The organism is Paracoccus sp. M683 (assembly GCF_007096355.1).
Taxonomy (GTDB): domain Bacteria; phylum Pseudomonadota; class Alphaproteobacteria; order Rhodobacterales; family Rhodobacteraceae; genus Paracoccus.
Genome location: NZ_VKDF01000008.1, coordinates 113,184 through 126,697, shown reverse-complemented (window position 1 = coordinate 126,697; position 13,514 = coordinate 113,184). Strand labels below are relative to the sequence as shown.

General features: G+C 63.5%; 12 protein-coding genes. 5 read left to right on the top strand and 7 right to left on the bottom strand.

Annotated features, from left to right (window positions below):
• Positions 1-6 precede the first annotated feature (6 nt).
• From FNJ84_RS15190 to FNJ84_RS15180, 3 genes are read left to right on the top strand one after another with little or no spacing between them, the layout of a single operon-like run.
• Positions 7-975 (top strand): TRAP transporter substrate-binding protein, encoded by a 969-nt coding sequence (locus FNJ84_RS15190; RefSeq protein WP_143794074.1) that lies wholly within the window; start codon positions 7-9, stop codon positions 973-975.
• Positions 972-1,535, top strand: a complete 564-nt coding sequence (locus FNJ84_RS15185; RefSeq protein ID WP_143794072.1) for a TRAP transporter small permease — start codon at positions 972-974, stop codon at positions 1,533-1,535. Before FNJ84_RS15190 ends, FNJ84_RS15185 begins: the two co-directional genes overlap by 4 nt.
• A 12-nt stretch (positions 1,536-1,547) precedes the next feature.
• Positions 1,548-2,804, top strand: coding sequence for a TRAP transporter large permease (locus tag FNJ84_RS15180; protein ID WP_143794070.1), 1,257 nt, complete (start codon positions 1,548-1,550; stop codon positions 2,802-2,804).
• Positions 2,805-2,854: 50 nt separating this feature from the next.
• Here FNJ84_RS15180 and FNJ84_RS15175 read toward each other — a convergent pair whose 3' ends face one another.
• The 7 genes from FNJ84_RS15175 to FNJ84_RS15145 form a co-directional block, all read right to left on the bottom strand.
• Positions 2,855-3,838, bottom strand: a complete 984-nt coding sequence (locus tag FNJ84_RS15175; protein WP_143794068.1) for a LysR substrate-binding domain-containing protein — start codon at positions 3,836-3,838, stop codon at positions 2,855-2,857.
• A gap of 208 nt (positions 3,839-4,046) precedes the next feature.
• Entirely contained in the window at positions 4,047-4,493 is a 447-nt protein-coding gene (locus FNJ84_RS15170; protein WP_143794067.1) for a F0F1 ATP synthase subunit epsilon, read from the bottom strand.
• A 9-nt stretch (positions 4,494-4,502) separates the two neighbouring features.
• Positions 4,503-5,927, bottom strand: coding sequence for a F0F1 ATP synthase subunit beta (gene atpD, locus FNJ84_RS15165; RefSeq protein ID WP_143794065.1), 1,425 nt, complete (start codon positions 5,925-5,927; stop codon positions 4,503-4,505).
• A 23-nt stretch (positions 5,928-5,950) separates the two neighbouring features.
• On the bottom strand, positions 5,951-6,838 hold the full coding sequence (locus FNJ84_RS15160; RefSeq protein ID WP_143794063.1) for a F0F1 ATP synthase subunit gamma: 888 nt from the start codon (positions 6,836-6,838) through the stop codon (positions 5,951-5,953).
• Between the two features lie 12 nt (positions 6,839-6,850).
• Positions 6,851-8,386 (bottom strand): F0F1 ATP synthase subunit alpha, encoded by a 1,536-nt coding sequence (gene atpA / locus FNJ84_RS15155; protein WP_143794062.1) that lies wholly within the window; start codon positions 8,384-8,386, stop codon positions 6,851-6,853.
• Complete coding sequence (locus FNJ84_RS15150; protein WP_185968554.1) at positions 8,386-8,946, bottom strand: F0F1 ATP synthase subunit delta; 561 nt, start codon at positions 8,944-8,946, stop codon at positions 8,386-8,388. Before FNJ84_RS15150 ends, atpA begins: the two co-directional genes overlap by 1 nt.
• Positions 8,947-9,293: 347 nt before the next feature.
• The gene (locus FNJ84_RS15145) at positions 9,294-10,094 is read right to left on the bottom strand and encodes a methyltransferase domain-containing protein (protein WP_143794058.1); all 801 of its coding nucleotides are present in this window, start codon (positions 10,092-10,094) and stop codon (positions 9,294-9,296) included.
• A 57-nt stretch (positions 10,095-10,151) separates the two neighbouring features.
• On the opposite strand from FNJ84_RS15145, the gene gloB reads away from it, so the two are divergent.
• Positions 10,152-10,913, top strand: coding sequence for a hydroxyacylglutathione hydrolase (gene gloB / locus FNJ84_RS15140; protein WP_143794056.1), 762 nt, complete (start codon positions 10,152-10,154; stop codon positions 10,911-10,913).
• 183 nt (positions 10,914-11,096) lie between these two features.
• Positions 11,097-13,418: an ATP-dependent Clp protease ATP-binding subunit ClpA gene (gene clpA / locus FNJ84_RS15135; RefSeq protein ID WP_143794054.1), complete on the top strand. Its 2,322-nt coding sequence runs from the start codon at positions 11,097-11,099 to the stop codon at positions 13,416-13,418.
• The last annotated feature ends 96 nt before the right edge of the window (positions 13,419-13,514 follow it).

Genomic DNA, 13,514 nt, shown 5'->3' with positions numbered 1-13,514 from the left:
ATCACCATGAACCGCACCATTCTGGCCGCTATCCTGTGCAGCACCGTATTCACGGGCGCCGCCACCGCCGACACCGTCATTCTGGCCCATGCGCAACCGCCGGGAAACCCGCGCTCGCTGGCTGCCGATTTCTTTGCCGAAAAGGTAGCCGCTTGCAGCGAGGGCCGGATCGAGGTCAGCGTCGCCGGCGCCGCCACCATGGGCGATGATGTCGAGGCGCTGACCTCGACCTCGGCCAATGTGATCCAGCTGACCGCCAACAGCCAGGGCGCCACCGCCCAGATCATCCCCGAGCTGAACGTGATCGGCCTGCCCTTCCTCTTTGCCGATGCGCCAAGCGCCTGGAAGGTCATCGACGGCGAGATCAAGACCCAGATCGACGAACGCGCGCAGGCCGCCGGGCTGAAGCTGCTGGGCCTGTGGGACAATGGCATCCGCCATGTCACCCACCTGAAGAAGTCGATCACAACGCCGGCCGACCTGAAGGGCGTGAAGATCCGCACGCCCCCCGATGACATGACCATCGCCATCTTCAACGCGGTGGGCGCGAACCCGGCCCCGCTGACCTTTTCCGAACTGCCGACCGCGCTGCAATCGGGCGTCTTCGAGGCGCAGGAAAACCCGCTGACCAATATCTATTCGTCCAAGATCCACGAGATCACCAAGTTCATCTCGCTGACCGGGCACAAATACGAGACCTCGCCTTTGCTGGCCAGCATGGCCTGGTGGTCGTCGCTCTCGCCCGAGGATCAGGCCTGCGTCCAGGCATCCGCCGACGAGGCCACGGCCTTCCAGCGTCAGGCGGCGACCGAACAGGAAGCCGAGGTCCGGCAGAAGCTGGTCGATGAAGGCGCCACCGTGACCGAGATCGCCGACCGGCAGGCCTTTGTCGATGCCACAGCGCCGGTCTATGACGAATACCGCGCCAAGTTCCCCGAGCTGGTCGACGCGATCACCGCCGAGGCCGCGAAATGAGCGGCGCTGCGCAACCGGACCCTGACAGCAACGGGGGGCGCCCCGCGCCCTCTGCCCTGCAAGGGATTGTGCGGGCGCTGGATGTTTCGGGTCAGGTGATCTGCGTGGGCACGCTGGTCGTCCTGTTCGTGGCGCTGATGGTCAATGTGGTCTTGCGCTATGTCTCGGGTCAGGGGCTGGGCTGGGCCTATGACATCCACGCCATCCTGTTGCCCTGGATGATCGCGGGCGGCGTGGTGATCGCCACGGTTCATGGCCGCAATATCGCCATCACCATCCTGCCTGACCTGCTGCCGGAACAGGGCCGCAAGGGGCTGTTCGTCATCATGACGGCGCTGACGCTGCTGATTTCGGTCTTCGTGGTCTGGTCCTCGTTCCCGATCATCGGCGCGGCGCAGTTCCAGAAGATCACGGCGCTTGGCGGGATCAGCCAGCTTTGGGGCTATGCCAGCCTTGTCTATGGCTTCGGCGGCATTGCGGTGATCTGCGCCTGCGACCTGATCGCAGCCGCGATGGGCCGAGAGCTGCGCTGCGTCGAGACCGCTTCGAGCCTCAGCTGAGGAGGAAATGACATGACCCCCATTCTCGTATTCGCCTTCTTCGGCCTGATGGCACTGTCGGTGCCGGTTGCCCATGCCATGCTGGGCGGCACCGCGCTGGCCCTGCTGATGGATGGCAAGCCCCTGGCGGTGATCGCGCAGCGGCTTTACGCCCCGACCCAGGCCTTTCCGATGCTGGCCATCCCCTATTTCATCCTTGCCGGTTCGCTGATGATGCACGGCAAGTTCGGGGAATATCTGGTCAATATCGCCCGCCTGATCGTCGGCCGCTTTCGTGGAGGCCTTGGACAGGTCAGCATCCTCGGCTCGGTCATGTTCGGCGGTGTGTCCGGCTCGGCCGTGGCCGATGCCTCGGCCATGGGCAACGCGCTGATCCCGGTGCAGGTGCGCGACGGCTATCCCGCGCCCTTCGCCGCGGCGATCAATGCCTCGTCCTCGACCGTGTCGGTGCTGATCCCGCCCTCGATCCCGCTGATCCTTTACGGGCTGGTCGCCAATGTCTCGATTGTCGATCTGTTCGTCGCGGGCATCCTGCCCGGCCTGCTGCTGGCCGCCGGCATGATGGTCATGGTCTGGTATGTCGCCCGCCGTCGCGGCCTGCCCTCCGCCCCCCTGCCCGGAGGCTTCCGCGCCTTCAAAAGCCAGATCATCTTTGCCCTGCCCGCCCTGCTGATGCCAATCTTCATCATCGGCACCCTGCGCTTCGGCATCGCCACGCCAACCGAGGTCAGCGTTCTGGCCGTGGCCTATGCCCTGCTGATCGGCATCTTCTTCTATCGCGATGTCACGCCCCGGCTGATCTGGAATGCGCTGGTCGAGACCGGGATGATGACCGGCGCGGTGATGCTGATCATCATGGCCTCGGGCACGATCCAGTGGATCCTGACGGCGGAACAGGTGCCGCAAAACCTGGCCGCCTTTGTCGGCACCCACCTGACCGAGCCGTGGATGGTGCTGATCGCGCTGAACCTGGTGATGCTGGTCGTCGGCATGTTCCTTGACCTGCCGGCCGCCGTCCTGCTGCTGGCGCCGCTGTTCGTCACCATCGGCAACACCATCGGGCTGGACCCGGTGCAATTGGGCCTGATGATGGTGATCAACCTGTCGGTCGGCCTCTATACGCCGCCGGTCGGAACGACGCTGTTCATCTCGATGGCGATTGCCAGAACCGGGATCGGCGAGACGTCCAAGGCGCTTCTGCCCTTCTATCTGGTCGCGGTGGTGACCTTGCTGGCCTTTACCTTCATCCCGGCCCTGACGATCTATTGAGGCCGGAACAGATCACGGATGCGGGGCATAGCCGCCCGGCATTCGCCTGTCTAACGCTCGTCCGGGCCGGCAAAGGTCGCACGCCGCTCGAACCGGGTGCGCAGCCCTCGACCGTCAAGCCAGTCCCGCGCCTCGGCCATGTGCTGGCTGCCCTTGTCCTTGATCCAGTCCGAGAACAGCCGCACCGCCCGGCGCCCGACATGGCGATGCGGGCAGACCGCCCAATAGCCCGGAAACTCGATCACCTCAAAGGCGGGCGAGACCGGCACCAACTGGCCCCGGCGCAATTCCTCGAAGGCCAGTGTCATGCTGTCGAGGATCAGCCCGCCGCCATCCTTGGCCATCTGCACCGACATGCTGGAGCGGTCGAAGCGGCAGGGATAGGACATCGAGGCCCCCGAGATGCCATTGCGCGGCAGCCAGTAATCCCACCGGTAATAGGCCTTCACGCTGTCGATCAGCCGCGCATGGCGCAACTGCTCGCGCGGGTCGTCCGAAATCGCCTGCAATTCGGCCAGATATTCGGGCGAGCACATGGGAAAGACGTAATCATGCACGATGCAATCGGTATGCAGCCCCTCCCAATCGCCCTCGCCATAGCGCAGGTCCATATCGACGACCTCGGTGTCGAATTCGGTGAAATTGGGCGTCGCATCGACCCTGAGATCCCAATCCGGGTTCTGGTGACAGAAATCCGACAGCCGTGAGGCCAGCCAGCGCACGCCGAAGGACGGGCTGACCCGGATCGACAGGTGATGCGTTTCCCGCTGCCGCACGATGGCCGCGCGCACCTCGCGGATCGACTGGAACGCCTGCGAGGCGGTCTGGAACAGCCGCTCGCCGTCGATGGTCAGGCGCAGGTGACGCTTCTCGCGGTGAAACAGTTTTACGCCCAAGCTCTGCTCCAGCAGCTTGATCTGCTGGCTGACCGCCGAGGCCGAAACCTGCAAATCCTCCGCCGCACGCATCACACCGCCAAGCCGGGCAACGGCTTCGAAATGCGCCATGGAAAGCAGGTTCAGGTCGCGCGCCATGCCAGTGGGCCGATTTTCTTACGAAGTTGCTTATCAAAGCTTACGATTGGCAGTGCAGCCCGTCTATCCTGAATGACCCGCAAGATGGCCGCCGGGTGAAAAAGAACATCCTCGCCAGATTTTTTCTGGCGAGGATGTTCATGTCCCGAATTTCAAAAATGCCCCGGCACATTGGCCGGGGCTTTTCAATATCGCGATGCTGCGCCGATCAGTCCGGCACGCTGGCCTGGTTCGGATCCAGCCCGATATGGGTGCCCATGGCCTCCATATCAGCCAGCAACTTCACGGCGGCGGCGACGATTTCCTCGCCGGCCGAGTGCTTTTCCTCGGCGATCTTGCGGCGGCGAATGGCGTCGACCATCATCTCGTTGAAGATGGCCTGGGTCATTTCCCCGCGCGCATGACCACGTTCGGCCAGCAGCGAAACCGAATTGTTGTTGATCTCGGCGAAACCGCCGGTCACCGCAAATTCAGCTTCGGCGCCGCTTTCGTCGACCACAACCACCATGCCGGGGCGCAGGTTGACGATGACCGGCGCATGACCGGGCATGGCGCTGAGATCGCCATCGGTGCCCGGCAGGCGCACCTCGCGCACCGGCACCGACACAAGCCGGCGCTCGGGCGACACGAGGTCGAACTGCATGGTATCGGCCATATCGCCCCCTTACGCGGCTTCTGCTGCCAGACGCTCGGCTTTCGCCTTCACATCGTCGATGCCGCCAACCATGTAGAAGGCCGCCTCGGGCAGGTGGTCATATTCGCCGGCCACGACAGCCTTGAACGACTTGATCGTATCTTCCAGCGGCACCTGGACACCGTCCGAGCCGGTGAACACTTTCGCAACGTCGAAAGGCTGCGACAGGAAGCGCTGGATTTTCCGGGCGCGGGTCACGGTCAGCTTGTCCTCTTCCGACAGTTCATCCATGCCCAGAATGGCGATGATGTCCTGAAGCGACTTGTAGCGCTGAAGAATACCCTGAACGTCGCGGGCAACCTGGTAATGCTCTTCGCCCACAACGGCCGGGTCCAGAATACGGCTGTTGCTGTCCAGCGGGTCCACGGCCGGATAGATGCCCAGTTCCGAGATCGCGCGCGACAGAACGGTCGTGGCGTCGAGGTGGGCAAAGGTCGTGGCAGGCGCCGGGTCGGTCAGGTCGTCGGCCGGAACGTAAACGGCCTGGATCGAGGTGATCGAGCCGTTCTTGGTCGAGGTGATGCGTTCCTGCATCGCGCCCATGTCGGTGGCCAGCGTCGGCTGATAGCCCACGGCGGACGGGATACGGCCCAGCAAAGCCGACACTTCCGAACCGGCCTGGGTAAAGCGGAAGATGTTGTCCACGAAGAACAGAACGTCGGTGCCGGTGGCATCGCGGAACTGTTCGGCCAGGGTCAGACCGGTCAGCGCCACGCGCATCCGCGCCCCCGGAGGCTCGTTCATCTGGCCGTAAACCAGCGCCACCTGCGATTCTTCCAGATTGTCCGGCTTGATAACGCCCGATTCAACCATCTCGTGATACAGGTCGTTGCCTTCACGGGTCCGTTCGCCAACACCTGCGAACACCGAGTAACCCGAGTGCACTTTCGCGATGTTGTTGATCAGTTCCATGATCAGAACGGTCTTGCCCACACCGGCGCCGCCGAACAGGCCGATCTTGCCGCCCTTGGAATAGGGCGCCAGCAGGTCGATAACCTTGATGCCGGTCACCAGAATTTCCGAACTGGTCGCCTGGCTGGCGAAGTCCGGGGCCGGCTGGTGGATGGCACGGGTTTCGGTCGCGGCGACGGGGCCGCCTTCGTCAACCGGCTCGCCCACGACGTTCAGGATGCGGCCAAGCGTCGAGGTGCCGACCGGCACCGAGATCGGGCCGCCGGTGTCGCGCACTTCGGTGCCACGGACCAGACCTTCCGAGGCGTCCATGGCGATGGTGCGGACGGTGTTTTCGCCCAGATGCTGCGCGACTTCCAGAATCAGCCGCTTGCCGTTGTTTTCAGTTTCCAGCGCGTTCAGAATCGCCGGCAGGTGGCCATCGAACTGCACGTCCACGACGGCGCCGATCACCTGGGTAATTTTTCCTTTGGCCTCTGCCATGTCTGTTTCCTCTACTGATCGGGTCAGAGCGCCTCGGCGCCCGAGATGATTTCGATGAGTTCCTTGGTGATCGCAGCCTGACGCGAACGGTTATATTCGGTCGTCAGACGGTCGATCATGTCGCCTGCGTTGCGCGTGGCGTTGTCCATGGCCGACATCCGCGCACCCTGTTCGCTGGCTGCGTTTTCCAGCAGCGCCGCGAAAATCTGGGTCGCGACCGAACGCGGCAGCAGATCGGCCAGAATGGCCTCTTCGCCGGGTTCATAGTCATATTGCGAATCCGCACCGCCCATCGCCTCGCCCTCGGCCACGTCGGGCACGGTAGCGGGGATGATCTGCTGTTCGGTCGGGATCTGGCTGATCACCGATTCGAAGCGGTTGTAGAAGATCGTGGCAACGTCAAAGCCGCCATCTTCAAACCGTTGCAGGATCTCGTCAGCGATGTCGCGGGCATTGCCATAGGCGATGCGCTTGACCTCGGACAGATCGACGTGATGGACCAGCCGATCGCCATAGTCGCGCTTCAGCTGTTCGCGGCCTTTCTTGCCGACGGTCAGGATCTCGACCTGCTTGCCGGCAGCCCGCAACCGTTCGGCGCGATGCCGCGCCAGCTTGACGATCGAGCTGTTGAAGCCGCCCGCAAGGCCGCGTTCCGCCGTCATGACGACCAGCAGATGCCGGTCGTCGCTGCCGGTGCCGGCCAGAAGGCGCGGCGCGTTGTCGGAACCCTGTGCCCCGGCGGTCAGCCCGGACATCACGGCATTCATCCGTTCGGCATAGGGGCGCGCGGCCTCCGCCGCCTCTTGCGCACGGCGCAGTTTGGCGGCGGCGACCATCTGCATCGCCTTGGTGATCTTGCGCGTGTTCTTGACGCTCTCGATCCGGTTTTTAAGGTCCTTAAGGCTGGGCATGTCTCAGCCTCCTTAAGCGCGGGTCTTGGCGTATTCGTTCAGAGCGGCCTTGATCGCGTCTTCCAGATCGCCCGAGACCTTGCGGTCATTGTTGGTGATGTCGTCCAGCAGCGCCTGTTTCTGGTTGCGCAGGAACTGGATCAGACCCTGTTCCCAGGCCACCACGTCGCGAACCGGAACGTTATCCACATAGCCTTTGGTGCCGGCATAGATGACGATCACGATCTCGGCGTTGGTCAGCGGCTGGTATTGCGGCTGCTTCATCAGCTCGGTCAGGCGCGCACCGCGGTTCAAGAGCTTCTGCGTCGCGGCGTCGAGGTCCGAGCCAAACTGCGCAAAGGCGGCCATTTCGCGATACTGGGCCAGTTCCAGCTTGACCGGACCGGCGACCGATTTCATCGCCTTGGTCTGGGCAGCCGAACCCACGCGGGAAACCGACAGACCGGTGTTCACGGCCGGGCGGATGCCCTGGAAGAACAGGTCGGTTTCCAGGAAGATCTGGCCGTCGGTGATCGAAATCACGTTCGTCGGAATATAGGCCGACACGTCACCCGCCTGGGTTTCGATGATCGGCAGTGCGGTGAGCGAGCCGGCGCCGTTGTTTTCGTTCAGCTTGGCCGAACGCTCCAGCAGGCGCGAATGCAGATAGAACACGTCGCCCGGATAGGCTTCGCGGCCGGGCGGACGGCGCAGCAGCAGCGACATCTGGCGATAAGCCACGGCCTGCTTGGACAGGTCATCATAGATGATCAGCGCGTCCATGCCGTTGTCGCGGAAATATTCGCCCATCGACGTGGCCGAGTAAGGCGCCAGATACTGCATCGGTGCCGGGTCCGAAGCGGTTGCCGCAACGACGATCGAATAGGCCATCGCGCCGGTTTCTTCCAGCTTCTGCACCAGCTGAGCCACGGTCGAACGCTTCTGGCCGACGGCGACATAGATGCAATACAGCGACTTCACGCCTTCGGCCTCGCGGCCGTTATAGTTCTTCTGGTTCAGGATCGTGTCCAGCGCGATGGCGGTCTTGCCGGTCTGACGGTCACCGATGATCAGCTCGCGCTGGCCACGGCCAACGGGGATCATGGCGTCGACCGATTTCAGGCCAGTCGCCATCGGCTCGTGCACCGATTTGCGCGGCATGATGCCGGGGGCCTTCACGTCGGCGATGGCCATGACCGGGTCAACGATCGGGCCCTTGCCGTCGATCGGGTTGCCAAGTGCGTCAACGACGCGACCCAGCAGGCCATTGCCGGTCGGCACTTCCACGATGGCGCCGGTCCGCTTGACGGTATCGCCTTCCTTGATCGAGCGGTCGTCGCCGAAGATCACGACGCCGACGTTGTCGGTTTCAAGGTTAAGCACCATGCCGCGGATGCCGCCGGGAAATTCGACCATCTCGCCGGCCTGGACATTGTCCAGACCATAGACGCGGGCGATCCCGTCACCGACGGACAGAACCTGCCCGACTTCGGCCACCTGGGCATCCTGCCCGAAATTCTTGATCTGATCCTTGAGGATCGCCGAAATCTCGGCTGCCTGGATTCCCATTATCCGACCTCTTTCATAGCATTCTGGAGGGAAGCGAGCTTCGAGCGGATCGACGAGTCGATCATCTGCGAGCCCAGCTTGACAATCATGCCGCCGATGAGACCCTCATCGACGCTTGTATTCAGCTTGACCTTCTTGCCCGATTTTTGCGCAAGCGTCTCGGTCAATTTGGTCTTTTGCGCGTCGGTCAGGGCGACCGCGCTGGTCACGTCGGCGGTCACCTCGCCGCGTTCATCGGCGATCAGGCCACGCAACTGCCCGATCAGGGCCGGCAGCACGAACAGCCTGCGGTTCGACGCCATCAGTTGCAGCGTGTTGGCCAGCGTCGCCCCCAGGCCCATCTTCTGCGCCAGCGCGCCGATGGCCTTTTTCTGGTCGCCCCGCGAATAGCGGGGCGAGGTGATCAGCTCGCGCAGCTCGGCGCTGCCATCCAGCGCGCCTTGCAACTGATCCAGTTCAGATGAGATGCGATCTATGCCGCCCTCGTCGCGGGCAATGTCAAAGACGGCCTGTGCGTAGCGCCCGGCGATGCTTTGAGACATGGAAGCTGTGTTTGCCACGGTCATCCTTCACGGTTTGCGCATACCCCGCTGGCGGGCCGGCCTTTGGCCGGTCTGTCGCGGGGCTTGCGGGTCGGGCGGCCTGCGGCGTCGGGTCCGCCGGCCTGAAATCTGCGGCGTCTCTAGCAGGTGATTTCGCCCCCTGCAACCGCCAAGGACACGGAAATGAGAGGCTTTTGCGACAGCCCGCCTGTCGCGGCGTCAGCCTGCCGATGAACAGCCCTGTCCCGGTCGATTTCAGGCCGCCCCGCGCCTGACACTGCGCGGCCCGGCACAGCTGGCAGTCCCGCAGGGCAAGACCGGGGCGCGGCCTGCGACAACCGGTCGCAGCCCGGCTGTTGCGTCCCTTATCGCGGCAGACCCGCGCGGCCATGACCGCCGCCGCCCCGCGCGACCTCCTGCCGGCCGGGCCGGGGTCTTGCGATGCCGCCCAGCACCTCGATCGGGCTGGGGACATGGACTCCACTGCCGCTGCCAGCCGGTCCGTGAACCTGCTTCGTCAGTTCGGCCAGCACCACCCCGGCAATCAGCACCCGGCTGATCCGCGCGCCGGTGCGTTCCCAGAACTGCGCGCTGCGCAGCCAGAATCGCCTGTCCGAGGGGGGTATATAGAGTGCCGCCCCGTTCCAGTCATTGACGAACCCTGCCCGCCGGGTCTGCATCTCCAGCTGCCCCGCCGTATAGCTGCGCCCCAGCCCGAACGGGGTCCCGTCCGAGGCCGCCCACAGCCCCGCCCGGTTCGGCACCATGATCAGCATTCGCCCCCCCGGCCCCAACACCCGCCACGCCTCGGCCAGCAGGGCATCGGGATGATCGCTGGTTTCCAGCCCGTGCAGGATGACCAGCCGATCCAGGCTGCCGGTGTCGATGGGCCAGGCGGTTTCATCGCACAAGACGCTGTGATTGGGCTGACCGGCGGGCCATCCCATAACCCCCTGCGGCCCCGGCATCAGCGCCGTGACCCGTCGCGCATGGGTCAGATAGGGCCGCAGCATCGGCGCGGCAAAGCCGAACCCCGCCACCGCCATGCCCTGCGCCTGTGCGGCCGGCCAGCGCGCCAGAAGCCGATCACGCAGCACGCGCTGGACCACCCGGCCAATGGACCGCTGGTAATAGAAACGTTGCAGATCGGCGATGTCGTGATGCATTGCGCCCGCCCAGAGGTTTTGCCACCCTGAAGACAACACAGGGAAAGGACTTTGCCAATGGCTCCGCAAGCGAAACAGGCACAGCTTGTCACCATCCGCTGCCTTCAGGACAACTATGCCTATCTGGTCCATGGCGGCGGCGAGACCGTGCTGATCGACGCACCCGAGGCCGCGCCGATCCTGGCTGCACTGGCCGAGCGTGGCTGGACGCTGGACCAGATCCTGCTGACCCATCACCATGCCGATCACATCCAGGCCGTTGCCGAAATCGTCGCGATCACCGGCGCGCGCGTAACGGGCGCGGCTGCCGATGCCCATCGCCTGCCGCCGCTGGATGAGGCCGTTGCACCGGGCGATGTCATCGCGGTTTGCGGCGAAACGGCCCATGTGATCGACGTCTCGGGTCATACCGTGGGTCATATAGCCTTTCACCTGCCCGACTCGCAGCTGGCCTTTACCGCAGACAGCCTAATGGCCATCGGCTGCGGCCGGCTGTTCGAGGGCGATGCCCCGATGATGTGGGACAGTCTTTCGCGCCTGAACGCCCTGCCCGCCGAGACGCTAATCTGTTCGGGCCATGACTATTGCGCGGGCAATGGCGCCTTTGCGCTTTCGGTCGACCCCGACAATGCGGCCCTGAAGCAACGCCTGTCCGGGGTTGCAGGCGGCGATCTCCCCTGCGCCCCCGCCACATTGGCGACCGAGCGCGCAACCAATCCCTTCCTGCGTGTGGCCGAGCTGGCGCCTGCACTGGGCATGGCCGGCGCGCCCGACGCCCAGATCTTTGCCCGACTGCGCGCGATGAAGGATGCCTTCTGAGCCTTGAAATCTGTCCTTTGGGTGAACAGATTTGCCTCAATCGCGGATTTTTGCGGCCCGTTTCCAAGAAAACTCTTGAAGCTGGCCAATTTCCACCAATTCTTAACTGTATCGTGACAGTCTGGACAGGTGGGCCGCTATATCTGGCCCATACCGCAGGCCGACTGACAGGAGACCACGCCCGTGCCAAGTTTTTCGACTTCGCTTGAACAGGCAATCCACGCCGCACTTGCGCTTGCCAATGAACACCGCCACGAACTGGCCACGCTGGAGCATCTGCTTCTGGCGCTGACCGACGAACCCGAGGCGGTCAAGGTCATGCGCGCATGCAATGTCGATCTGGAAGAGCTGCGAAAGCTGCTGATCGAATATATCGAGGATGATCTGTCCACCCTGATCACCGATGTCGAGGGGTCCGAGGCTGTGCCGACGGCCGCCTTCCAGCGGGTGATTCAGCGTGCCGCGATCCATGTTCAAAGCTCGGGTCGGTCCGAGGTGACGGGCGCGAATGTGCTGGTCGCCATCTTTGCCGAACGCGAATCGAACGCCGCCGCCTTCCTTCAGGAACTGGACATGACCCGCTATGATGCGGTGAATTTCATTGCCCATGGCGTCGCCAAGAATCCCAGTTTCAACGAATCCCGTCGGATCGTCGGGGCCGAGCACGAGGATGAGGCGAAGGTCGAGGAACAGCCCGAACAGAAGGACGAAACGGCGCTGGCCAAATACTGCGTCGACCTGAACGCAAAGTCGAAAAAGGGTGATGTCGACCCGCTGATCGGTCGCGAATCCGAGGTCGAGCGCTGTATCCAGGTGCTGTGCCGCCGCCGCAAGAACAACCCGCTGCTGGTGGGTGATCCCGGCGTGGGCAAGACCGCCATCGCCGAAGGACTGGCCAAGAAGATCGTCGAGGGTGACACCCCCGAGGTTCTGTCGGGCGCCACGATCTTTTCGCTGGATATGGGGGCGCTGCTGGCCGGCACCCGCTATCGCGGCGATTTCGAGGAACGGCTGAAGGCCGTGGTCAAGGAACTGGAAAACCACCCTGACGCGATTCTGTTCATCGACGAGATCCATACCGTGATCGGCGCCGGGGCGACTTCGGGCGGGGCGATGGATGCCAGCAACCTGCTGAAACCGGCGCTGGCCGGCGGCAAGCTGCGCTGCATGGGGTCGACCACCTATAAGGAATATCGCCAGCATTTCGAAAAGGACCGGGCGTTGTCGCGGCGGTTCCAGAAGATCGACGTGAACGAGCCTTCGGTGCCCGACAGCATCAAGATTCTGATGGGCCTGAAGCCGCATTTCGAACAGCACCACGAGCTGCGCTATACAAACGAGGCGATCAAGACCGCCGTTGAACTGGCACATCGCTATATCAACGACCGCAAGCTGCCCGACAGCGCCATCGACGTCATCGACGAGGCCGGTGCCGCGCAGCATCTGGTCGCCGAAAGCAAGCGTCGCAAGACCATCGGCCCCAAGGAGATCGAGGCCGTGGTGGCCAAGATCGCCCGCATCCCGCCGAAAAACGTCAGCAAGGACGATGCCGAGGTGCTGCGCGATCTGAACGTGTCGCTGAAGCGTGTGGTCTTTGGCCAGGACGACGCCATCGAGGCGCTGGCCAGCGCCATCAAGCTGGCCCGTGCCGGCCTGCGCGAACCTGAAAAGCCCATCGGCAACTATCTGTTCGCCGGCCCCACCGGCGTCGGCAAGACCGAGGTTGCCAAGCAGCTTGCCAATACGCTCGGCGTCGAGCTGCTGCGTTTCGACATGTCGGAATACATGGAGAAGCATGCGGTCAGCCGGCTGATCGGCGCGCCTCCGGGCTATGTCGGCTTTGATCAGGGCGGGCTGCTGACCGATGGTGTCGACCAGCATCCGCACAGCGTACTGCTGCTGGACGAGATCGAGAAGGCGCATCCGGATGTCTATAATATCCTGTTGCAGGTCATGGATCACGGCAAGCTGACCGACCATAACGGCCGGCAGGTGGATTTCCGCAACGTCATCCTGATCATGACCACGAATGCCGGCGCGTCCGATCAGGCCAAGGCCGCCATCGGCTTCGGCCGCGAACGGCGCGAGGGCGAGGATGTCGAGGCGATCGAACGCACCTTCACGCCGGAATTCCGCAACCGTCTGGATGCGGTGGTCAGCTTTGCGCCGCTGCCGCGCGAGGTCATCGTGCAGGTGGTCGAGAAGTTCGTGTTGCAGCTGGAAGCGCAGCTGATGGATCGCAACGTCCATATCGAACTGACCGATGACGCCGCGAACTGGCTGGCCGAAAAAGGCTATGACGACAAGATGGGCGCGCGTCCCCTGGGTCGCGTGATCCAGGAAAACATCAAGAAGCCGCTGGCCGAGGAACTGCTGTTCGGTCGGCTAACGAAAGGTGGCGTCGTCAAGGTCAAGCTGGGCGATGACAAGCTGGTCTTTGACATCACCGGCCCCGAGGCACCGCGCATCGGAAAATCCAAGCCGCCACTGCTGACGGCTGACTGAGAAGGCCCGGAAATCGAACGATTGCGCCCCTGCCAGAACCATCTGGCAGGGGCGTTTTACATCTGGCCATCATGATCGCCAGCCTTGCCACGCCGG